The organism is Pseudomonas sp. KH_050, from assembly GCF_057838875.1.
The window spans coordinates 3728299-3751221 of the sequence record NZ_CM174478.1 but is presented as its reverse complement, the minus strand read 5'-3'; the positions used below and the strand labels follow the sequence as shown (position 1 = coordinate 3751221).

The following is a 22923-nucleotide window of genomic DNA, read 5'->3' as shown; positions in this document are numbered from 1 at the left end:
GAAGGCGGGGGATTTCCATGAGCAGTCATCAAACAGACAAGGCGACGTTTCTCGAACGCCTGATTTTCAACAACCGCCCGGCAGTGATCGTCATCTGCCTGCTGGTCAGTGTGTTCCTGTTCTGGCAGGCCACGCTGATCAAACCGTCCACCAGCTTCGAAAAAATGATCCCGCTCGAGCACCCCTTCATCGAGAAGATGCTCGAGCACCGCAATGACCTGGCCAACCTCGGCAACACCGTGCGGATCTCGGTGGAAGCCACCGATGGCGACATTTTCTCCAAGGAATACATGGAGACCCTGCGGCAGATCAACGACGAGGTGTTCTACATCTCCGGCGTTGACCGTTCCGGCCTCAAGTCGCTGTGGAGCCCCAGTGTTCGCTGGACCGAAGTGACCGAGGAAGGCTTCGCCGGTGGAGAAGTGATTCCCCAGAGCTACAACGGCTCGGCCGACAGTCTCGACCTGTTACGCAACAACGTGCTCAAATCCGGCCAGGTCGGCCGGCTGGTGGCCAACGACTTCAAGTCGAGCATCGTCGATATCCCGTTGCTGGAGTCCTACCCGGACCCTGAAGACCAGGGCAAGTTGCTAGCGCTGGACTACCAGAAGTTTTCCCACGAGCTTGAAGACAAGATCCGCAACAAGTTCGAAGCGCAAAACCCCAACATCAAGATCCACATCGTCGGTTTCGCCAAGAAAGTCGGCGACCTGATCGATGGACTGATCATGGTGGTGATGTTCTTCGGCATCGCCTTTGTCATTACCCTGGTGCTGCTGTACTGGTTCACCTGGTGTATCCGCAGCACCATCGCGGTGTTGATTACCACGCTGGTAGCGGTGGTCTGGCAGCTTGGGCTGATGCATGCCATCGGTTTCGGCCTGGACCCCTATTCGATGCTGGTGCCGTTCCTGATCTTCGCCATCGGTATTTCCCACGGCGTGCAGAAAATCAACGGTATCGCCTTGCAGTCGGGTGCGGCCGACAACGCCCTGACCGCGGCGCGTCGAACCTTCCGGCAGCTGTTCCTGCCGGGGATGATCGCGATTCTGGCGGATGCGGTGGGCTTCATTACCTTGCTGATCATCGACATCGGGGTGATCCGTGAACTGGCCATTGGTGCTTCCATCGGTGTGGCTGTGATCGTGTTCACCAACCTGATCCTGCTGCCGGTAGCGATTTCCTATGTCGGCATCAGCAAGCGCGCCATCGAGCGCAGCAAGAAAGATGCGGTACGCGAGCATCCGTTCTGGCGCCTGCTGTCGAACTTCGCCAGCCCGAAAGTCGCACCCGTGTCGATTGTCCTGGCGCTGCTGGCCTTTGGTGGCGGCCTCTGGTACAGCCAGAACCTGAAGATCGGCGATCTCGATCAAGGCGCGCCGGAACTGCGTCCCGACTCGCGCTACAACAAGGACAACAACTTCATCATCAGCAACTATTCCACCAGCTCCGATGTGCTGGTGGTGATGGTCAAGACCGTCTCGGAAGGCTGCTCGCGTTATGCCGCGATGGCGCCGATCGACGAGCTGATGTGGAAGATGCAGAACACCGAAGGCGTGCAGTCGGCGATTTCCCTGGTGACCGTCTCCAAGCAGATGATCAAGGGTATGAACGAAGGCAATCTGAAATGGGAAACCCTGTCGCGCAACCCGGATGTGCTGAACAACTCCATTGCTCGCGCTGATGGCCTGTACAACAACAATTGCTCGCTGGCACCGGTGCTGGTGTTCCTCAATGACCACAAGGCCGCAACCCTTGATCGCGCGGTGCATGCGGTGCAGGAGTTTGCCAGGGAGAACAACAAGGACGGCCTGGAATTCATCCTTGCCGCGGGTAACGCCGGGATCGAAGCGGCCACCAACGAAGTGATCAGGGAGTCGGAGCTGATCATCCTGATCCTGGTATACATCTGCGTTGCGACCATGTGCATGATCACCTTCCGTTCCTGGGCGGCAACCCTGTGCATTGTCCTGCCGCTGGTGCTGACGTCGGTGCTCGGCAACGCCCTGATGGCCTTCATGGGCATCGGCGTGAAAGTCGCGACCTTGCCAGTGGTGGCGCTGGGGGTGGGGATCGGTGTCGACTATGGCATTTACATCTACAGCCGCCTCGAAAGCTTCCTGCGTGCCGGTCTGCCGCTGCAAGAGGCCTATTACCAGACGCTGAAATCCACTGGTAAGGCGGTGCTGTTCACCGGCCTGTGCCTGGCCATCGGCGTGGCGACCTGGATCTTTTCGGCGATCAAGTTCCAGGCCGACATGGGCCTGATGCTGACCTTCATGCTGCTGTGGAACATGTTCGGCGCGTTGTGGCTGCTGCCGGCGCTGGCGCGGTTCCTGATCAAACCGGAGAAACTGGCCGGGCAGAAGGGTAGTTCGTTGTTTGCCCACTAAGGGTTAGCTGAAACAACAAAGCCGCAACTTTTGGGTTGCGGCTTTTTTGTGCTCGCCTGGAATCTTGGGGGGCGCCGAAAAGATCGCAGCCTGCGGCAGCTCCTACAGGGGGATTTGTGTACACCTGTACGCGGTCGGCGTAGGAGCTGCCGCAGGCTGCGATCTTTTGATCTTTTGATCTTTTGATCTTGTGGTCTTGTGCTCGGCGATTAGTGCGGAGTCTGAAGTTCGATGATGGGCTATCATTGCGACTTTCCACTTGATGATTGAACGCCATGACTGCCGCTGCCGACACCTTGCTCACCGTCCTCGAAACCTGCGACATGCTGGAAATCGACGGGCTGCACGCCTTTGATTTCTCTCTCGATGAAGAGGATCAACTGCATATCGAATGCATGGACGGTCGGGCGGCCAAGCGCTGGGTTTTCAGCATGGCTCAGGTGCAGGCCGCGACTTTCGATGAGACGCTGCAAAACTGGACCATCACCGGTGATTCCGGTGAACACCGGCTGGTGTGCATGAGCGCATTCGGTGGCGGTGACGAAGCGGACGACGAGCATGAGGATGCGTAATTTCTGGCCGTTGCTGTTGGCCGGCAGTGTGAGTGCGATGTCGGTGCAGGCCGTCGCAGTGGATAGCCATGAGCTGCTGGTCGGCTCCTATACCCAGGGGCAGAGTCAGGGGCTCTATCGCTTGCAGTTCGACAGCCGCACCGGTCAGCTCGATGGCAAACCCTTGCAGGTGGTGAAGAGCGCCAACCCGTCCTGGTTGACCCTGTCCAGGGATCAACGACAGCTGTTCGTGGTCAACGAGAACGGTCCCGGCCAGCCTGACCCGGTCGGCCGTGTCAGCAGTTTTACGATTGATCCGCAGAACCAGACGCTGAGCCTGATCAATCAGGTCCAGTCCCTTGGCAATGAGCCAACCCATTCGAGCCTGAGCGCTGACGGTCGCTACCTGTTCGTCAGTAACTACTCGGTGGCGCCAGACCCGGGCGGTAGCCTCGCGGTATTGCCAGTGGCGGCCGATGGCAAGCTGGCGCCGCCGGTGCAGCTCAGCAGTCATCCGTCCAGTCGGGTCAATCCCGAGCGGCAGATGTCGGCGCATGTGCATTCCACGGTGTCATCGCCGGATGGCCAGTATGTGTTTTCCAGCGACCTGGGGGCGGACAGGATCTTTGTCTACCGCTACGATCCCAAGACCAATCCAGAGCAACCATTGACTGCCGCCACCCCGGCCTCGGTGCAGTTGCCACCGGGCAGCGGGCCGCGACATCTGCTGTTCAGCGCAGATGGCAAGCATGCCTGGCTGACCCTGGAAATGAGCGCGCAGGTCGCGGTATTCGTTTACCAGGCCGGCAAGCTGGTGCAGCGGCAAATAGTCGAACTGGCCGCCGACCAACCCAAGGAACAGAAGGCCGCTGGTGCGCTGCATGCTTCGGCGGACGGCAAGTTCCTCTATGTCAGCAACCGTGGCACCGCCAATCAGTTGCTGGTGTTTGCCATTGATCCTGCGACCGGTGAGCTCAAGGAAATCCAGCGGCGCTCGGTGGAAGGCGATCATCCGCGGGAATTCAGCCTTGATCCGAGTGGCAGGTTCCTGTTGATCGGCAACCAGAAAAGCAACCAGATCGTTGTGCTGGAGCGCGATGCCAAGAGCGGTTTGTTAGGCAAAACCGTACAAAAACTGCCATTCGATTCCCCCAGCGATATCAGGTTCTTGGTGCGTCAATAAGCCGCAGGATCCGAACCCCGGGGCCTGTGTAGTTCTATCAATGACGCTGATATTCGCTACTGTTACAAAGTATTTCGGCGCGCCAACCCTCCGGCGTAAGTTTGCTTCACGGCCCGCACGGGCAAGCAAGCCAACTGAATCCACGAGGGTTACCGCCATGAACTTCAACATCTTCTCCGTCATCGCTGCTTCCGCTATCTCGGCAACCGTGGCTCTGCCAGCCAGTGCCAACGTATCCATCTGCGAGAAAAGATCCAGCACTCATACCTACACCCAGAAGTACCTGCAACAAAGCGCCAACTTCTACGCTGCACTGGATCACAAGATCCAACACTGAAAACTGCGCAAAAGAACTTATGCAGGAGCGAAGTCACTGCTCTGACTGGCGATTATGTTCGTCGGCGGGGACAGAGTGATGTCGCTCCTGCATAAGCCTTTTGCGACAGTATCCACTCAGCTGGACAAATTCCCTTGGTAATGCCATATGGCCATGTGCTTAAATTTGACGCTAATTTATTGACTCCATCTCTCCAAGGGAGCGGCAGCATGATCATGCGTCTGGCAGTGGTATTCCTGTTCCTTTATTCCACCCCCATCCTGTCGACTGAACAACCTGTTCCAGGCGAGCCGGAAGCTGCGCGCGAGCGCTTGATGAGCTTGCTGCAGGACTGAAACACAGCGGATTCAGGATCAACAAAGGTGATAGTGACTATGCATGAAGGTCGTTTTTCATACTTCGCTATTTGATTGATCCTGTGGGCACTGAAACATGCCCACGGAGAATCCCATGGCCAGCAAACTTCTTACTTCTGCCAGGCACGGCGCTTATATCGCCCTTGCGGTGTATGCGGTTTTGATCCTTGTGGTCACGCTGTCTGGCCAGATTCAGCACTCTATCGAACCGCCGATTCACGTCGCTCACCCAGGCATTCAGTCCGAATATCGCGCGCAGAGCCTCTCCGCTGAACAGGCGCGAGCCGAGGCGGTGGCGGTGATATGAAAGGAGGCAAACTCTGGGTTGTCGCCTTCATGGCGTTCTTGACCAATGGCTTTTCATTGCTGGGGTTGGGGCAGGGCTCGGCGGGTTCGCTGGCACGGGCCATCCAGTGCAATCACAGCATCGCCCACAACATCCAGACCGCCAAGGCCCTGGAGTTGCTGGTCGGTACTCCGCCGATCAAATCCACGGCGGCGTTTTTGGGGCCGTTCAAGGTGGATTGCTCGGCGTTGCAGATGTGCAGAGAGTTTGCCGGGTGGGGGGTGGTTTGAGGATGAAGTTCGAAGCTAACTGTGGCGAGGGAGCAAGCTCCCTCGCCACAGTTAAGCGTACCCCGCAAATCCTGACTACTTGGCCATCACGCCGATAAACAACTCCGACTCCAGAAACCGCTGCAACCACGCCTGCAGATGCCGATACGGCGTTTCTGCGAACCACTCCCGGTCGACATGGGCGAACTGGCGTACAAACGGCGCCAGGGCGATGTCCGCCAGGCTCAGGTGATCAGCCACCAGATACTCATGTTGCTGCAACAGGCCATCGAGCTTCTGTAAAAAAACGGCGCCTTGCCCACGGTAATGCTCCATCGGCTGCTGCGGATAACGATCAGCGTACTTGTAACGATCCAGATAGACCTTGAACAGCTGATCGTTCTCTTCGATCAACGCGGCGCTCGCTTGTTGAGCCACCGGGTCGTCCTTGAGCATCCAGTCCTGCGGGTCGTTCTGTTCCAGCGCCCAGTGCATGATCTCCAGGCTTTGCTCGATCACCCGGTCATCGACGCTCAGCACCGGCACTGTGCCTTTGCTCGACAGCGCGAGCATTTGCGCCGGCTTGGCTTTCAGGCTGACCTCGACGATGTTCACGGCCACCCCGCAATAGCGCAGGGCCATGCGCGCCCGCATGGCGTACGGGCAGCGGCGAAAGGAGTAGAGGGTCGCCGTACTCATTTCACCTCCAGGGTACTCAGGCCATTGCCCAGGCGGCGGACCTGGATCTGCACCGGGATTCGCTCGTGCATTTCCTGCACGTGGGAAATCACCGCGACCTTGCGTCCCTGCGCCTGCAGGCCGTCGAGGGCGTCCATCGCCAGTTGCAGCGACTCCGGATCGAGGCTGCCGAACCCTTCATCGATAAACAGTGATTCGATTTTCAGCGTGCTGGACGCCATCGACGCCAGGCCCAGGGCGAGCGCCAGGGAAACCAGGAAGGTCTCGCCACCGGACAACGAATGCACCGAGCGCAGCTCGTCACCCATTTCCGTGTCCATCACCAAGAGACCCAGCATGCTGCCGCCGCGTTTGAGCCGATAGCGACGTACCAGTTGTCGCAATTGCGCGTTGGCATGATGCACCAGCAGGTCAAGGTTGTAGGCCTGGGCGATCTTGCGGAAAGTATCGCCGGTGGCCGAGCCGATCAAGGCATTGAGTCGCGCCCAACGCTGCCATTCGCTATAGGCCTCGGCGATACGTTGTGCCAGCGCCTGATTGGCGTTCTGCCGGCGTTGGTCTTCGGCTTGTTGGGCTCGCAGTTCGGCGCAGCGGTGTTCATTGGCGGTGAACAGTGTTTGCAAATCAGCCAGCTGCGTTGCGAGCAGCTCGGCGTCCAAATTGCCATTGTGTTGCGCTTGGTGATTGAGCAAGCGCTGGTCCCGCTCCTGCAACAAGACTTTGGCTTGTTCAATGGCCTTTTCTCTCTGCTGCAACTGTTGACGCAGTGCGCTGACTTGCTGGTCTTCGACGCGCAGCAGGTCTTCCAGGCCACCGTCGTCCAGCTCCGGATGCACTGCACGCCAGTCGGCGATCTTACCGGTCAGCTCGCGGTCTTCGATTTCCAGTGCCCGCAAGCGTTCTTGCTGGGCCTTGAGTTCGGCAGCCAATTGCACCAGCCTCGTGCGGACGGTTTGCAGCTCCTGATTGGCGGCGGTTTCGGCGTTGCGGGCTTGTTCGACGGCCTGATCCAGTTGCTGCTGCCACTGCTCGGCGCTGTTGTGCTCGCCCAACAACTGCGTCAGTTTTTGCTGGCAAGTCTGTTGCTGCTCGGCGAGGGCGGTAAACTGCTGCCGGGCAGCTTCCAATTGCTGGACGCGGGTCAGCTGGCGATCCTGTTCTTTCTCCAACGTCTGCTGACGCTGTTGCTGTTCGTTGAGTTCATCGCGCTGCTGGTCGAGTTGTTCCAGACGCTGGGCAATCTGCTGGTCGAGCTGCATAAAGGTGGCGGCAGGCTCGTTGCGCAATGCCTCCAGCGTGTCGGCCGGGAGCAGTGTGCTGAAAGCCGTCAGCTCTTGGTCCAGATGCTGACGATCACGGCTCAACTCATGTTGCTGGTGGGCCAGGTGCTGGGATGCTTGCTGGCTCGCCGCTTCTGCGCTACGTAGTTGTTGCTGCAGCCGCGCGACATCCTGTTGCAGGGTGAGCAGGGCGACTTGCCGTTGTTCGTCCTGAGTGATGCGCTGGTTCAGCTGGCTGCTTTGTTGCATGAGCCAGGTATCCCGTCTGGCCTGGTCCTGGGCCAGTAGCTGCGTCGACAGCGGGTGTGCCGCAAGGCTTGGCGCCAGGCTCTGTTGCTGGGCGACAAGTTGTTCCTGCTGTTGCAGCAGTTCCTTTTGCTGCGCAATCAAACCGCCGACTTCAGCGCGCAGGTCTGCGAGTTTTTCCTTGAGCAGGTCCACCGCTTTCTGTGCGTTGGCCTGTTCGCTTTCGTCATGCCGGCCAAGGCTTTGCAGCAGCGCTTCGGGCTGATGATAAGGGTGATCCAGGCTGCCACAGACCGGGCACGGTTGGTCATCCTGCAACTGGGTGCGCAGTTCTTCAACGGTTTCGCTGCGGGCCAGGCGCTGACGCTCCAGCAGTTCGCGGGTGACGGTCAGGGTCTGTTCGGCGATGGCCAGTTCGGCCTTGGTCTTCACGCCGTCCTGGGTCAGACGATCACGCTCTTGTTGCGCGACCTGTTGCCGTTGCTGGAGTTCTGCGGTGCGCTTGTCCAGCTCCTGCTGACTGAGCCAGAGGCGCGTCAGCTCTTCGAAAGCCCGCTGCTGCTTACGGTTGTCTTGCAGCAGGCTGCCGAGTATCTGGATCTGCTCGGTCACCGCTTCGGGCTCGGCGCCGGCCTCTTTGTACAGTACTTCAAGACTCTGGCGCTGTGCGGCCAGTTCCTCGGCGGCACGGCTGGCGCTCTGTTCCAGGGTGGCCAACTCGGCCTGGCCCTTGTTCAAGCAGTTACCCACCAGTACCAGCTGCTGCAGGCGATCACGGTAGGCGTTCCAGGCATCGCTTAGGGGCGCCAGATGAGTGCTTTGCGAAAGCTGCGTGGCGATCCGCTCCAGATTTGTAGCGACCCGCCTTTGCAGGTCTTGCAAGCCTTGAATCGTGTTCTGGCCTTGGGTGCAGGCCAGTTCCGCTTGTTGTTTGAGATCGGCACTGAGGCTGGCGTCCTTGACCAGGCGAGCGAGGGCGCTTTGCTCTTCAAAGGCCTGCCGCAGCAGCGGGGCGCTGGTGGTGTGTTGTCCCAGGGCCACGGTCAGCGAGGTGTTGGCGCTGCTCAGGATTTGTTCGAGTTGAGCCTGGCGCTCATGCTGTTCCTGTTGTTGCTGAGTGTGCTGCTGAATATGCACCTCCAGCGGCGTGAGCTGGGCGGTCAGCTCGCTTTTGCGTGCGAACTGGTGCCGTTGCGGAGCCAGTTGTTCCAGGCGGGTCAGCTTCAACCGTTCGCCAGCCAGGCTGTCCCAATGGTGTTGTGCGCTGTGCAGTTGCTCGGCGGCGCTCTGTTGCGCTTCCTGCAACTGCCGCAAATCCTTGAGCCAGGTGTGCTGCAACTCAAGCTGTTTGAGTTGTGCCTGCTGGGTCTTGAGTTGCTGCTGGGCCTCGTTGAAGCGCTCATCAAGTTCGGCCCGGGATTCGGCTGACAACGGCGTAACGCCGGTGGCCTGGTCCTGTAACAGCTTGTGGGCTTCCCGGGCTTCCTTGGTCTTGTCGAAGGCCCGGCGGCCGAGACGGGTGTAGAGCGCCGTGTCGGTGAGCTTTTCCAACAGTTCGCTGCGGTCGTTGTCGTCAGCCTTGAGGAACGCGCTGAACTCGCTCTGGGCCAGCATCACGGCGCGGGTGAACTGTTCGAAGTTCAGGCCCAGTGCCGCTTCGAGCTGGGTCTTGTACTCGCCTTTCTGACTGGCCAGCAGTTGGTCCTGATCGATGTCTCGCAGGCTCTGGCGACTGGCTTGCAGTTTTCCGCCGGCCTTGTCCCGGGCGCGATTGGCTTCCCAGCGGGCACGATAGCGGCGGCCGTCGATGCCGACGAAATCCACTTCCGCATAACCTTCACCGGTGCCGCGACGCAGCAGGGTGCGGGGGTCGCCGGTGCCGATTTCGCCATCGGCGTCCGGAACCTTGGCATCGCGCCCGGTGTTGTTCAGTCGCGGCACAGCGCCGAACAAGGCCAGGCACAAGGCATCGAGCAAGGTACTTTTACCGGCACCGGTTGGCCCGGTAATGGCGAACAGGCCGGCACTGGCCAGCGGTTCGGCAGTGAAGTCGAGTTCAAACGGACCGGCCAGGGATGCGAGATTTTTCAAGCGGATCGCGAGAATTTTCATGGCTGTTCGCTCTCCAGCTGGACGTCTTGCAGCAGCACGGCAAAGTCCTTGAGGGTCTGTTCATCGACCTCGCTGCCATAGTTCTCCAGCCAGGCGCGGCTGAACAGCTCCTGAGGAGTCAGCTGGTCCAGTTCGATCAACTGCTTGCCATCATCGCTACCCTCGCGGCTGCCGTTGCCAGCATATTCGGCAGCGATCCGTACCAGGCGCACGGCTTTGCCGTGCAGCGCGGTCTCAACTTGCTGGCGCAGGTCCGGTTGTGGCTCGTCGAGGCGCACCCGGACTTCCAGCCAGGGTTGGCGCTGGATATCGGCCAGCAGGTCGATATTCGGCAGGTCGGCCAATTGGCTCAAGACTTCAGCCAACGGTGCAGGGCCCAGGCGTTGCAGGTTGACGGCGCGGGGGACCAGCCGCGGTTCGACGCTGAGCAGGGTTTCGCCATCGAGTTCGATATCGAGAATCTGGTGCTGGTAACCGATCTCGGAAAACGACAATGGAATCGGCGAGCCGCTGTAGCGAATGCGTTCCTCGCCGTTGACCTTCTGCGGCTTGTGCAAATGGCCGAGGGCGACATAACTGATGCTCGGGCCGAACAGGCTGGCGGGCAGCGCCTCGGCGTTGCCGATGATCAGGCTGCGCTCGGAATCTTCCGAGACCGAACCGCCGGCCATGTGCGCGTGGCTGATGGCGATCAGCGCCTGACCCGGCTGGCGCTTGGCGTTGGCCGCGGCGATCAGCCATTCATGGACCTGGCCGATACCGCGCAGGTAGTCGTCGCCCAACTGCGCGCCAGTGACCTCGGCCGGTCGCAGGAACGGCAGCGCCAGGCACCAGCCGGCGATTTCGCCACTGGCGTCGGGCAGCGGAATCAGCAAGCGTTCGGCATCCAGCTGGCCGTCATCGAGCCAGAGCACACGGCCGAGCGCGTGGGTGCGCAAACGTCGCATCAAGGGCGCAGGCAGCTCGATCCGCGAGCCGGAATCATGGTTGCCGGCGATCATCACGATGGTCAGCAATGGTTGCTGCTCGTGGGCGCTGACGATGAAGTCGTAAAGGCGTTCCTGGGCTTTGACCGACGGGTTGACCGTGTCGAAGATATCGCCGGCGATCAGCAGCACGTCCGGCGTGTGCTGGGCCAGTTGCCGCAGCAGCCAGTCGAGGAAGCAGGCATGTTCGAAATCGCGTTCCTGGCCGTGCAGGTTCTGCCCAAGGTGCCAGTCGGAGGTGTGAAACAGACGCAAGACGTACTCCGCTAAAAATAAGGTATGACCGTGGGGGAAATGATAACGGCGAAAGGGCAGAGAGTTTACTGGCAAAAAATCGAGAGAGGGTGGTTGATGTGGATCCGCACGAGCCGTAGCAGCTGCCGAAGGCTGCGTTCGAGCGCGAAGCGGTCGTAAAGTCAGGCGCTACGGTTTTATAGGTTGACCGTGGACACAGGATTTACGACTGCTTCGCAGCCGAACGCAGCCTCGCAGGCTCGGCAGCTGCTACGGGGGAGCCAGAAGTTCTTTCCACTACTTCGGATAAAGCGGCGGCAGGCTGCTGTCGCCAACCGGGTCCTGAACTCGCTCGGTAGTCGGGATGGAGCGGATCACCCGCCACAGTTCCTCGCCTTGCCAATGTTGACCGGTTTCGCTGTAGAGCGCGCCGTTAAGCCCGTCCAGCGCATCGGACAGCGGCACATAGTGCGCGGCCATGTCGGCCAGGGTTTCCGGTTGCTGGCGAGCCCAGGCATCCAGGGCCTGGCGGGTCGCTTGCGGGTCGTTGGCCAGGCTCGCGCGCTTGAGGTCGTCGAGCAGGGTGCGCGGGCTGGGGCCGGTCTGTGCGGCACGCAGGATCGCCGGCTGCCAACGGGCGCGCCACCACAGGCCGAAGCCGAGCAGGGTGGTGCAGGCCAGAATCAGCGTGCTGAGCTGCCACGGCCAGAGCGTGGCGTTGCCAGCCGCTGAAGTCGCCGAGGTGCCGGCGGGGGTGTCGACCGCCAGGCTAGGGTTGTTCGCGACGTGCAGGGTCCGGGCCGGCAGGCTGCTGCGTTCCAGGTGATCCTCGAAGGTGTTCCACCAGACCACCTCGACCGCCGGCAGCTCGATCGGCCCGCTACGGTTCGGCACCAGGGCTTCGCGATCTTCGCGACTGCCGATCAGTCCGCGGTCGCTGGTCTGGTTGCTCAGTACCGGTTGGTCCGGGTAACGGCGCAAACCGTTGACGTCGGTGGCGGGCAGGGGGGGCAGTTGTGAGCTGGACAGACCTTCGGCCTTGAGGGTCAGGCTGCGAGTCAGGGAGTCGCCGATCTGGCTGTGATCCGGCTCCGGGCTCCAGCTTTCACTCAGGCTCAGGCTGCGTGCCGGCAACCAGGGGATGTCGGCGGGGTAGTCGGCGGGTTTGGCCTTGACTGTCAGCGGGATCTCCGCGGAGCTGACGCGCATCAGCTTGCCCTGTTTCGGGCTGAAAGGTGCCGGGTTCTGCAGCGGTTGGGAGTCGACCAGGGTGGCGCTAAACATCTGCGACGGGATTTTCAGTTCGCCGCTGTGCTGCGCATAGATGGCGTAACGCAGTTCGATCACGCCATGGCGCAGGCCGTTGATGACTTTTTCGTAGGTGCGCGACTCACCCAGCTGCTCGATACGCGCATCGGGAATCTGCAAGGGCGTCAGGCTGCTGTCGTCATACAGCGAAACCGAGTGGTAGATGCGCACGGTCAGGACCGCTTGCGCCTGCACGTAGACGCTTTCCTGGTCGAGGCTGGCATCGATGAACACCGGGGCCAGCTTGGTCACGCTGTCCTGGCTTTGGCTTTCGAGCACTTGCAGGCTGATCGGCTGGCTTTTGATGTCGCCCAGTTGCAACGCCGGGATCTCCACTGTGCCGCTGTGTCTGGGCAGCAGGGTGATGATCCAGCGAGTCGTGGCGCGGCTGTCACCGTTCAAGGTGTTGAGTTGGTTGATCTGACGGGTGCCGCGTACTTCGAACAGCGTGTCCAGCGGGCTCAGGTCCGGTTTGCCAAATAGCGTGACGTCGTCGGTTTCGAGGGTCAGTTCGACCGTTTCGCCGGAGTTCAGGCGGCTGCGATCCACGCTGGCAACCAGACCTGCAGCCTGGGCCTGGCAGGTCCAGAGCAGGAGTGCGAGCAAGAGGGCGGTGAAGCGGGTCATCGAGTTTTTCCCTGATCCTGATGTTGTTGCTGTTCGTACCAGAATTTTCGCCTGAGCAGTTCACCCGGGTCATCCGGAATCTGCCGCAGCCATTGTTCAAGTGCCTGCCGATGCTCGCTGTCGATGCGGCCGTCGGCGGGCCTGAGGGGCGGCGTGGTGGTCTGTTCATCCGCCAGTTCGCTGCCCGGTATTTCATTATTGCCCGGTTGTGGGGTGCCGTGTTCCTGAAGATCGCTATCCGCCGAGGGGTTCTGCTTGCCGTTTTTCTGTTCCTCAGCGCTCGAGGGTTGAGTTGCAGCGTCCAGTGGCGGGGGTTGGCTGGCTGCTTCGGCGTCCCCGTCCTCGGTCTTTTCCGGCTCGCTTTGCGCCGTTGTCTGTTGCTGTTTCAGCAGGCTTTCCACCAGGGCCTTGTTGATCAGCGCGGGGCGTAAATCCGGTTGCAGCTCCAGTGCCTGTTCGTAGGCGTCCAGCGCGGCCTCCAGTTCAGCGCTTTTGGCCAGGGCATTGCCACGATTGTAGTGGGCGTGGGCATCACTGCCTTGGGCGAATCGCTGAGCGGCAGCGCTGTAATTGCCGGCTTCATATAGCGCAACGCCTTGCCATTGCGGGTCTTCGAAGTGCCTGGCGGCTTCGGCGGGGCGTTTTTGCTTGAGCAGATGCAGGCCCTGTTGATCCGGGCGCAGCCACAGATCGGTGAACTCGAAGGCGTAGCCCGGTTGCGGCAGCATGAACAGTAATGGCAGGCAAAACAGCCAGCCCCGGCGCCCGGCACAGGCGGCGAGCAGCAGCAATGGCAGCAACAGCCAATAGCCCTGGTCGGCCCAGGTTTCCAGGCGCAGGGTCTGGCCGTCATCGCGCACGCTGCGCGGGCCGTCGAGCAGGCCAAGGCCGCGCAGATCGCTATCGTCCAGGCGTGCCTGGCGGTAGCGCCCGCCCAGCTCATTGGCAAAGGCTTTAAGGCCCGGCCCGTCCAGGCGCGAGACGAGAATTGCGCCTTGGGCATCTTTGAGGAAACTGCCATCTTCCTCCGTCACCGGTGCACCTTCGCGGCTACCGATGCCGAGCATCAATAGCCGGGGTGCCTGGCCGCTGAGGGCCTGACGAATTCCTTGGCGCTCCTGCTCGGTAAGCGACGAACCGATCAGCAGTATCCGGCCCTGGCCGAGGGCGCCGCGTTCCAGCAGGGTCAGGGCTTTCTTCACTGCCAGGTCGGCACGATGGCCCCCCTCGGGCATGATCGAGGGTTTCAGCGCTTCCAGCAGGTTATGGCTGGTGGCCAGGTCATCCGACAGCGGCACCAGGGTATGAGCGCTGCCGGCATAGACGATAATCGCAGTCTGCGCATCGCTGCGGTTGCGCAACAGGTCCAACAGCTTGCGCCGGGCTTGCTCCAGGCGGTCCGGTGCAACATCGGTGGCGAGCATTTCCGGGGTCAGTTCCAGCAGTACCACCAGCGGATCGGCGGGCTTCTGGCTGGTCTGTTCAACCTGCTGCCAGCTCGGGCCGAGCAGGGCCAGAACGGCCAGGACCCAAGCGAGGCCGAGGGCGACCCAGGGCAACTTGCTTTCGCGACCGCTGCCACCGCGGAGCAAGGCGGCGTGAAAGGCCGGGGGCAGGATCATCTGCCAGCGGCCGGCGCGCTTTTGCCGATGCCAGAGTTGCCAGAGCAACCAACCCAGCAGCGGTAACAGCAGCAACCACCAGGGACGAAACCAGTGCGGCCAGAGGGCGATCATCGGCGCCTCCGCAGACGCAGGCGTTTGAGTCGCTGGCGCCAGTCAGGGTGTTGTTGCAGGAAGTGCCCCCTGGTGAAGAAACGCTGCAGCAGGTTGTCCGGCCAGCGCTCGCGAACCACCAACAGCATGCTCAGCAGCAACGCCCCAGCCAGCGGCCAGTGGTACAGCGCCTGGGCAGGGCGGGCCTGGGTGGGTTGTTGGGTAACCGGTTCAAGCTGGTCGAGGGTTTCCTTGATCGCTTGCAGTTCTTCGCCATTGCGGGCGCGGAAGTAGCGTCCGCCAGTCACTTCGGCAATTTCCTTCAGGGCCGGTTCGTCGAGGTCCAGGCTCGGGTTCATTCCGAGAAAACCCAGCGTGCCGCTCTCCGGGTCGGCACCGATGCCGATCGGGTAGATGGTCACGCCTTCTTCGGCGGCCAACCGTGCAGCGGTGATCGGGTCGATTTGGCCGCCATTGTTCGCGCCGTCGGTGACTAGAATCAGCACTCGGCTTTGTGCCGGGCGCTGGCGCAAGCGTTTAAGGGCCAGGCCGATGGCGTCGCCGATGGCGGTGTTTTTGCCGGCGATCCCGATCCGCGCTTCATCGAGCCAGATGCGCACGGTGCGGCGGTCAAAGGTCAGCGGTGCCTGAAGATAAGCCTGGCTGCCGAAGAGGATCAAGCCAACGCGGTCGCCTTCGCGGCCTTCGAGAAAGTCCCCCAGCAGGTGCTTGACCAGCGTCAGGCGGCTTACGTCCTCGTCTTGCAATTGCATGTCGGGAAAATCCATGGAACCGGACACATCCACCGCCACCAACAGGTCGCGGCCGCTGGCGGCAACCGGCAAGGGCTCGCCCAGCCACTGTGGGCGTGCGGCGGCGATCAACAGCAGCAGCCAGAGCAGCAGAAACGGCGCTTGCTGGCGCCAGGCCGGCAGATTGGCCCGGGCGCGACGCCGGGCCAGGCCCTCAAGGTCGGCGAGAAAGCTGACTTTCAGTGCCGGCTCGCCACTGTCGGCTACCGGCAGCAGTACCCGCAACAACCAGGGCAGTGGCAGCAGGGCGAAGATCCATGGCCAGGCGAACTCAAACATGCTTGCGTATCCAGGTGTCGACCGCTTGGGTCAGGCCGGCGATGGCCTTGTCATCGAGTTTGCATTCGGGTTTGTAGGCTCCCTCGACCAACACCATCCAGCGGGTCAGGCCGGCAGCCGGGCAACGGTTGTCGAGAAAGGCCAGCCATTTGCGGCCATTGAGGGTGTGGCTCTGACTGTAGGGGTAATCGTTGCGGCACAGGCGCTTGAGCAGCCCGTTGAGTTGTTGCAGCCAGGCACCGGCGGGCGCGCCGTCATAGGGTTTAGGCATCCGGGCCAACTCAGCCAGAGCCGCCACGCGCAAAGGATCAAGTGGTTGCTCGGCACGGGCCGGCGGACGCTTGCCCGGTAAATAGCGCCGCAGTTGCCAAACCGCGAAACCCAACAGCGGTAACAGAATCAACAGCAGCCACCATCCCGGCGCGGGCGGCCAGAAGCCAATCGGCGGCGGGGAGATCAAGGGTTGCAGTTGGTCGAGGCTGCTCATCGGCTTTTCCCCGGACGCTGCGGATTGAGGTAATCACGCAACTGGTCGACCATTTCGCTCTGGGTACTCAAGGGCATCAATGGCACCCGCAGTTTTTGCGCGAGCAACTCCCAGTGAGCAATGCGGGCTTCGCCCTGGGCACGATAGGCCTGGCGCAACTCGTAGTTCAGCGTGTCCAGTTCCAGCTGCGCGCCACGCTCGGCGAACCGCAGCAGGCCGGCGGCGGGCAGGGCATGGTCCAGCGGGTCGGACAATGGCAGCAACAGCAGGTCGCAATGCCGTGACAGCAGGCTCAGTTGTTGCTCGACGCCATCGGCCAGGGCCCGCTCATCGCAGATCACGATTACCAGACTGCCTGGCCGCAACACTTCCCGGGCGCGGCGCAGGGCGATTCCGAAGGCATCGCGGTTCGGCTCGATTTCACTGTGCAACGACTGGTTGACCCGCACCAGGCGGTTGAGCAGTTGCAGCAGGCTTTGTTTGCTGCGTCGTGGCTTGATTTCGTAGTGTTCGTTGTCGCCGAACACCAGTCCGCCGACCCGGTCGTTATGACCCAGCGCGGCCCAGCCGATCAGGGCCGCGGCCTGGGCAGCGAGCACCGATTTGAACATCAGGCCGGAGCTGAAAAACAGCCGGCGGCTCTGCTCGACCATAATGAAAATCGGCCGTTCGCGCTCTTCATGGAACAGCTTGGTGTGTGGCTCCTGGGTCCGCGCAGTGACGCGCCAGTCGATGGTCCGCACGTCGTCGCCGGCCTGGTAGACCCGCACCTGATCGAAGTCCACCCCGCGACCGCGCAATTTCGAGTGGTGCAGGCCGATCAGCGGGCTGCGCTGGCTCGGCGTGGAGAACAGCTGCACTTCGCGCACGCGATGACGCATTTCGATCAGCTCGGCGAGGCTGACGCGGATGCCGGGTTCGGCGATCAAGGGGGGTGTCATCGGGGTCAAGCGACGGCTACGACGTCGAGAATCCGCTGGACCACCCGGTCCTGGTCGATACCAGCGGCTTCGGCTTCAAAGGACAGAATAATGCGGTGGCGCAATACGTCGAACAGCACTGCCTGGATGTCCTCCGGGCTGACGAAATCCCGACCGGCCAGCCAGGCGTGGGCCCGGGCGCAGCGATCGAGGGCAATCGAGCCACGCGGGCTGGCGCCGTAGGCGATCCACTCGGCCATCTCCGGGTCGAACTTGGCCGGGGTGCGGGTGGCCATGACCAGTTGCACCAGGTATTCCTCCACGGCATCGGCCATGTACAAGCCGAGGATTTCCTTGCGCGCGGCGAAGATCGCCTGCTGGCTGACCCGGCGTTCGGGCTTGGTTTCGCCATGCAGGGCTTCGCCGCGCGCCTGTTGCAGAATGCGCCGCTCGACAGCGGCATCCGGGAAGCCGATCTTGACGTGCATCAGGAAACGGTCGAGCTGGGCTTCTGGCAGTGGATAGGTGCCTTCCTGCTCGATGGGGTTCTGGGTCGCCATCACCAGAAACAATGGCGACAGCTCGTACGTGCTGCGACCGACGCTGACCTGCCTCTCGCCCATGGCCTCGAGCAGGGCCGACTGGACCTTGGCCGGGGCGCGGTTGATTTCGTCGGCCAACACCAGATTGTGGAAAATCGGCCCTTGCTGGAACACGAAGCTGCCGGTTTCCGGGCGATAGATCTCGGTGCCGGTGATGTCGGCGGGGAGCAGGTCGGGGGTGAACTGAATTCGATGGAACTGCGCTTCGATGCCCTCGGCGAGCTCTTTGATGGCCTTGGTCTTGGCCAGGCCGGGAGCACCTTCAACCAGCATGTGACCGTCGGCGAGCAGAGCAATGAGCAAGCGCTCGATGAGTTTTTCCTGGCCGAGAATCTGCGTTGAAAGAAAGGTTCGCAGCGCAAGCAGCGCTTCACGATGTTCCATCGATGACTGTTCCTGGAAAGGGTGAGCAAAGACGTTCGAATAACGCCAGGGCCTGGGGGCGTTACTTTAATCCATAGCAGGGGGTGACGACTAACGGCGATCAGGGGTTTTTCGGCATTTGTGCGGGGTGTTTTGTGAAATTGAAGGTTTTTTTGCATGGGGGGAGGGGCATTGGTGCTCTTGCGGGCGCCATCGCTGTGAGCTGCCGCAGGCTGCGATCTTTTGATCTTGCTCTTCGGCATCCCCGAAACCGCCAAAAGATCGCAGGCTGCGCCAGCTCCTACGCCGACCGTGTGTCACCGTGATTGATTGGGTGTACGCATTCCCCTCGGAGCGAGCTTGCTCGCGAATCAGTGTGTCAGGCACTGAAACCATAGAATTCTTGCGCATTGTCCCAGAGCGCCATTTCGGCTCCGGTATCACCCAGCGCCTCAATCAGCAACTGAATGTCCGCCACCCCAAACGCCCTCGGCGCTCACGTCGATGGCAGGTCAGTGCCAAACATCAACGCCTTGGTGTAGCACCGTATTATCGGATCTCTTGCATTTCTTTTATGAGCGGTGTGAGGGAGGGTCTAGTGGTCAAATCGGCCCATGTGCCTTGATCTACGATCGCACCATTATGCATGACGATCACCCGATCAAAGCGCGAAAGGTGTTCGATATCGTGGGTTACGCAGATCAGGCCGCGCCCGGCGAAATGGGTAAACAGCAAATCCCAGACAGGGGTAGCAAGTTTGGGGTCTATGGAGGAACTGGGCTCGTCAAAAAAATTAAAGACCCCCGGTTTGTTGATCAGGCGTAGCAGAGACAAGCGTTTGGCTTCGCCGCCAGAAATATTGGATGCGCCTTCGGCAATGATTCGATTTCTTACGACATCACCCAACTGCAGGAGTCGTATCGACTCTTGGAGGTTCTGCGCAGGTGGCTGACCAAACAGAACGGACTGATTGAAGCTGCCTTCAAGGAATACCGGCATTTGAGGGCAGTAACGCAACGCGCCAAGATGCGTTTCGGCGCTCAGCCGGGAAACCTCGACTCCGTCGAGTTTCAACTGGCCGCGTACGCAATCGTAAACTCCGGCGAGGGCTTCCAGCAGGGTCGACTTTCCTGCGCCACTTGGGCCTGTGATGGCTATGGATTCGCCTTGGTGGATGATCAGATCCTGCTTTATGGAAACGCGTTCCAACTGATTGTCTGTGATCGAGCAAGGCGTTAGCGTAAGTGTCGATTTGCTATCAGAGGAGAGGTTCGTTTGCCGTTGAGGGGCATCAAAATCAGGCAGTGAAAGGAGTTGTTGCAGCCTGCGTTGGTCGGCTAAAAACTGGTCCAGTACCCGGTATGCCTCCGACAATCCAGATATGTTTAACAGGAAGCTACCCGCAATAGAGAAGATGGCGACCAATTCACCGACGCTGATGCTGGGCCGGCCGGACAGCTGGTCCATGACTCCCCAGCTCAACAATGCGCCGGTAGAAAGGCTGATGAACAGGATTTTTGCCGCATTCAACATTCCTGCCGAGCTTGCTACCGTGATAGCCGCATTGGCGTAACGTGTGAAGGCCTGATTCAGCGGTCTAATTGCACTTTCCTGAGCGCTTTCCAGTTTTATCGACTTTCCGGCCTGTAGCGTGCTGAATAAAACGGCGCTTAGCTCATCCTCTTGCTCGTTGACTGTGTCTATGTGTTTTCTGCGCCATTTGATGATTCGATGAGTAGCAAGCAGATACAGGCTCCCGAGCAATACCATAGCGACGAACACTTCAGCGCCGCCCATATAAAAAAACACCCCGCCGATTACAATGAACTCAAGGCAGACTGGAAGACCTACCGTTACAAAAAAGCTCAATAATTGCTCGTGCGCGGTAATACCTCGTTCCACTGATTTTATGAACTGTCCGATTCGTAGTGAGCTGAAGTGTTGGAACTCCTTGCGCATGAGTTCCCCGGTCCACTCGATGGACGCATCCAGGATGACCCTTTGTACTAGCCTGGATAAACAAAATATCTGAAGGGGAGTGATGGTTGCCTGGATACAGCTGACGATAATGAATCCTCCAATCAGCATTGTTAATGACGTGAGTCCGATGGTGTTGCTGGAAGTGAGGTTATCGACAATTTTGCCCAGTATCAGGGGAGGCCCCATCGTTAAGATTTTTAACGCAATAACCGATGTAATCGTTGTGGCTAAAAGTGGCTTGTGTTGAACGCATGCTTTCGTCAGAAATTTTCTCATGGCCGATTACTTCGCTAGCAAGTGAGTTTTTTCAGGTGGCTGTGGCAATGCTTGCTGAGTTACCGCGAAGTACATGCTGGGGGACCACAGGGGAGCCGTTTCTTATAATGTTGAATCGCTCCAGTCCCGGAATGTAGACCTGTTCAACGGCTCCATGATCAGCATAACTTTCCACTGTCCTTCGATAGATGTCTTTGCCGTTATCCAGCAGGTTTCCATGAATGTGATTTATCTGCTCGGAAACACTCAGGCGGGTTTTGTTTTCTGTGTTGTTCAGGAAGGGGGGATTTATATTTCTGATAGGATCAAGATGTATAAGATGGGTGAGTCTCTCAGAGCTGGACAAGAATTCATAAGTTTTTCTATCTTGGTCCCTTTCCGTTTCGCCATAGAGGGTGCTGGTTTGAAGCTGCTCTGTGACTGCCCGTTCTATGGCAATGCACACATTCATGGAGCACCCTGAACCTAAGGGTGATAGAAAAAAATCGTGAGACGCCACTTTTGGAAAGGCAGCGGAGAAATAAACGCCGAAGAAATCTTTAATAATAAGTATCTGCAAGTCATTTGCGGTCTCAAGGGCGTGAGGGTTGTTTTTAAGAGCCACCTTGAGTAAGTGTTCAGACGGCCTGTACAAGTCTATATTCGTACGCAGCTCACAGACGCTCATGAACAGAGTCGAAAGAATATGCCTCTCTATGGCTTCGTTTATGCCATGAAGAAGGGCTTCTGCTTGGGTGCAGCCAAACGCTATCCCTGAGTTGGATGAGTAGCGGGCAAGGTGGCGTATGCTTTGATTGTTATGGGTGTCCCGCACTAATTTCTTCTGGGGGCAAAGAATCACGCTCGGCACGAAGATTTGTTTTGTATTGCATAGCGTTTTGAGCTTGAAGCATTCAATGGGGTCAGTTGTTAGAGGAAGGCTGGTGAACAGGCCGTCAGACTCGGTCTGTTTCTGGGATGCGATAGCTTGGCAAGATTGCAAAATCATGGATGGGGAAGAGGGGTGGAGCGTCGCGTAGTGTTCAATGCTTTCGGCTAGCGCGCCAACGAGGCAGTCAGGACCTTTGCCCGCTCCCGACGCGACGAGAGTGTTACGGTTATCAAAGAGGTCGGCGGTGGCGACGAGGTTCCCCTTATGTGTGTAGCGAGTAGACGCTCTTAAGTCGAGATTTTTGATGATTGACATGATCCGGTTTTTTGCATCAAAGGTGCTGAGTTCGCGTTCTGACATGATTTGTCCTCTCACGTCGCGATATGGGCCGGAAGAGACTTTTGCCTCTTCCGGGTTTTTCTTAAATGGTGTTGATTTGTTCATTGGTTAGCGAGTTGAAGAACTTGATTTCTGCCGCTAAGAAGCTAGTGGAGAAATCTACCAGTTGTTGAAGAGCGTCAAACGTATTTATTTCTGAGCGTTTTGATCCCATTTCAGTAACTCCAGTTTTTTGGCTTTTAAAAGGCGCATTGTTGGGGTTTGCGCCTTGCTTGCGTCAGTTGAGCGCAAGTTATGTATTGATAGCAGTACGACTTGTCATGTTCAATTCGGTGGGGTGCGAATTCGTCCTATATGGGCGTAGGTAAAGTCCGGCTGAGAGGTAGGATCAAAGTCGAATTTGTTGATTAAGTGTGTATGGGTTTGCAATTTTTATTGCTGGGTCAGTCCGTTAGCATGTTTAACGATGATTGATGCATAGGTGAGTTTTTTATTTGGGCACGAAATCAGCCGCTCGGCATGAAAAATTCCGAGGGCGAAAGGGGGGCGGGATTTGTGGAAAGTGGTTGGAGTAATTGCGACTTTTTTATATGGCAGCAAGGCGGCAGTGCTCTTGCGGGCGCCATCGCGGTTTATCAGACACCGAAACCGTAGAATTCTTGCGCATTATTCCAGAGCGCCATTTCGGCTCCGGTTTCACCCAGCGCCTCAATCAGCAACTGAATGTCCGCCACCTCAAACGCCCTGGGCGCTCGTGTCGACGGCAGGTCAGTGCCAAACATCAACGCCTGCGGGTTGGCGCTGTGAATCTGCTTCAAGACCGGACTCACCGCAAAGTCCACCCGGCCAAAGCCGCAGTCCTTGACCCGGACGCCGCGCTCAGCCAGTCGCAGGACGCCGGGCAATCCCTCTTTGCTCAACCCCAGATGATCAATGCTCACCGCCGGGAGTCGCAGTAATCGCGCTTCCAGTTCCGGCAGTTCACGAGAGTCGATGTACAGCTCCGAATGCCAGCCGACCTGTTCATGTACGCGCCTGGCCAGGGCTTCCAGCTGGTCGAGCTGCTCCGAGCCGCCGCGCTTGAGGTTGAAGCGCAGCGCTCGCACGCCATGAGCGTTCAACTCGTACAGCTGGTCATCGGTGACGCTAGCTGGCAATTGGGTCACGCCGACAAAGCCCTTGCCCAGTCGCTTGAGGGCGGCAATCAGATAGCTCTGGTCGAAGCCCTGGAATGACCCGGAGACCACCGCGCCGCCCACGATTCCCAGCGGCGTGGTCTGCGCCAGGTAGTCATCGACGCTGAACGCCTCGGGCAGGTAGCCGTTGTTGGGGATCAGCGGATAGTCGGGGTCGATGATGTGGCAATGGGCGTCGAAAATGCGCGAGGGCATGGCGGGCTCCGTCGGTCGATG

General features: G+C 59.4%; 19 protein-coding genes and 1 pseudogene. 7 read left to right on the top strand and 13 right to left on the bottom strand.

Annotation, left to right across the window (positions count from 1 at the left end; genetic code table 11):
• The first annotated feature begins 17 nt into the window (after positions 1-17).
• The 7 genes from AC3IUA_RS17005 (at position 18) to AC3IUA_RS16975 (ending at position 5396) form a co-directional block, all read left to right on the top strand.
• A complete protein-coding gene (locus tag AC3IUA_RS17005; protein ID WP_489355592.1) occupies positions 18-2393 on the top strand; it encodes an efflux RND transporter permease subunit in 2376 nt (791 codons plus the stop codon).
• A 275-nt stretch (positions 2394-2668) separates the two neighbouring features.
• Positions 2669-2965 carry a DUF5629 family protein gene (locus tag AC3IUA_RS17000; protein WP_489355590.1) on the top strand — a complete coding sequence of 99 codons (297 nt, stop codon included), beginning with the start codon at positions 2669-2671 and terminating at the stop codon, positions 2963-2965.
• Positions 2952-4127 (top strand): lactonase family protein, encoded by a 1176-nt coding sequence (locus AC3IUA_RS16995; RefSeq protein WP_489355588.1) that lies wholly within the window; start codon positions 2952-2954, stop codon positions 4125-4127. The genes AC3IUA_RS17000 and AC3IUA_RS16995 overlap by 14 nt, the downstream gene beginning before the upstream one ends.
• Positions 4128-4284: 157 nt before the next feature.
• Positions 4285-4464 (top strand): hypothetical protein, encoded by a 180-nt coding sequence (locus AC3IUA_RS16990; RefSeq protein ID WP_489355586.1) that lies wholly within the window; start codon positions 4285-4287, stop codon positions 4462-4464.
• 209 nt (positions 4465-4673) lie between these two features.
• The gene (locus tag AC3IUA_RS16985) at positions 4674-4799 is read left to right on the top strand and encodes a hypothetical protein (protein ID WP_489355585.1); all 126 of its coding nucleotides are present in this window, start codon (positions 4674-4676) and stop codon (positions 4797-4799) included.
• 115 nt (positions 4800-4914) lie between these two features.
• A complete protein-coding gene (locus AC3IUA_RS16980) occupies positions 4915-5127 on the top strand; it encodes a hypothetical protein (RefSeq protein WP_489355583.1) in 213 nt (70 codons plus the stop codon).
• On the top strand, positions 5124-5396 hold the full coding sequence (locus AC3IUA_RS16975) for a hypothetical protein (protein WP_489355582.1): 273 nt from the start codon (positions 5124-5126) through the stop codon (positions 5394-5396). Before AC3IUA_RS16980 ends, AC3IUA_RS16975 begins: the two co-directional genes overlap by 4 nt.
• A 75-nt stretch (positions 5397-5471) precedes the next feature.
• On the opposite strand, the gene AC3IUA_RS16970 is transcribed toward AC3IUA_RS16975, so the two are convergent.
• The 13 genes and pseudogenes from AC3IUA_RS16970 to AC3IUA_RS16910 form a co-directional block, all read right to left on the bottom strand.
• Positions 5472-6074, bottom strand: a complete 603-nt coding sequence (locus AC3IUA_RS16970) for a glutathione S-transferase (RefSeq protein WP_489355580.1) — start codon at positions 6072-6074, stop codon at positions 5472-5474.
• A complete protein-coding gene (locus AC3IUA_RS16965) occupies positions 6071-9712 on the bottom strand; it encodes an AAA family ATPase (protein ID WP_489355578.1) in 3642 nt (1213 codons plus the stop codon). The genes AC3IUA_RS16970 and AC3IUA_RS16965 overlap by 4 nt, the downstream gene beginning before the upstream one ends.
• Positions 9709-10953 carry an exonuclease SbcCD subunit D C-terminal domain-containing protein gene (locus AC3IUA_RS16960; protein ID WP_489355576.1) on the bottom strand — a complete coding sequence of 415 codons (1245 nt, stop codon included), beginning with the start codon at positions 10951-10953 and terminating at the stop codon, positions 9709-9711. The genes AC3IUA_RS16965 and AC3IUA_RS16960 overlap by 4 nt, the downstream gene beginning before the upstream one ends.
• A gap of 276 nt (positions 10954-11229) precedes the next feature.
• Positions 11230-12867 carry a BatD family protein gene (locus AC3IUA_RS16955; protein WP_489355574.1) on the bottom strand — a complete coding sequence of 546 codons (1638 nt, stop codon included), beginning with the start codon at positions 12865-12867 and terminating at the stop codon, positions 11230-11232.
• Positions 12864-14603, bottom strand: coding sequence for a vWA domain-containing protein (locus AC3IUA_RS16950; RefSeq protein ID WP_489355572.1), 1740 nt, complete (start codon positions 14601-14603; stop codon positions 12864-12866). The genes AC3IUA_RS16955 and AC3IUA_RS16950 overlap by 4 nt, the downstream gene beginning before the upstream one ends.
• On the bottom strand, positions 14600-15673 hold the full coding sequence (locus AC3IUA_RS16945) for a vWA domain-containing protein (RefSeq protein WP_489355570.1): 1074 nt from the start codon (positions 15671-15673) through the stop codon (positions 14600-14602). Before AC3IUA_RS16945 ends, AC3IUA_RS16950 begins: the two co-directional genes overlap by 4 nt.
• Entirely contained in the window at positions 15666-16160 is a 495-nt protein-coding gene (locus tag AC3IUA_RS16940; protein WP_489355568.1) for a DUF4381 domain-containing protein, read from the bottom strand. Before AC3IUA_RS16940 ends, AC3IUA_RS16945 begins: the two co-directional genes overlap by 8 nt.
• Positions 16157-17101: a DUF58 domain-containing protein gene (locus tag AC3IUA_RS16935; protein WP_489355566.1), complete on the bottom strand. Its 945-nt coding sequence runs from the start codon at positions 17099-17101 to the stop codon at positions 16157-16159. Before AC3IUA_RS16935 ends, AC3IUA_RS16940 begins: the two co-directional genes overlap by 4 nt.
• Before the next feature lie 5 nt (positions 17102-17106).
• The gene (locus tag AC3IUA_RS16930) at positions 17107-18066 is read right to left on the bottom strand and encodes an AAA family ATPase (protein ID WP_150640839.1); all 960 of its coding nucleotides are present in this window, start codon (positions 18064-18066) and stop codon (positions 17107-17109) included.
• Between the two features lie 358 nt (positions 18067-18424).
• A pseudogene (locus tag AC3IUA_RS16925) lies at positions 18425-18616 on the bottom strand (amidohydrolase family protein); the annotation flags it as partial.
• Positions 18595-20301 (bottom strand): ATP-binding cassette domain-containing protein, encoded by a 1707-nt coding sequence (locus tag AC3IUA_RS16920; protein WP_489355564.1) that lies wholly within the window; start codon positions 20299-20301, stop codon positions 18595-18597. The pseudogene AC3IUA_RS16925 and the gene AC3IUA_RS16920, both read right to left, overlap by 22 nt.
• A gap of 31 nt (positions 20302-20332) precedes the next feature.
• On the bottom strand, positions 20333-21532 hold the full coding sequence (locus AC3IUA_RS16915; protein ID WP_489355563.1) for a YcaO-like family protein: 1200 nt from the start codon (positions 21530-21532) through the stop codon (positions 20333-20335).
• Positions 21533-22146: 614 nt separating this feature from the next.
• Entirely contained in the window at positions 22147-22902 is a 756-nt protein-coding gene (locus AC3IUA_RS16910; RefSeq protein WP_489355561.1) for an amidohydrolase family protein, read from the bottom strand.
• Between the last annotated feature and the right edge of the window lie 21 nt (positions 22903-22923).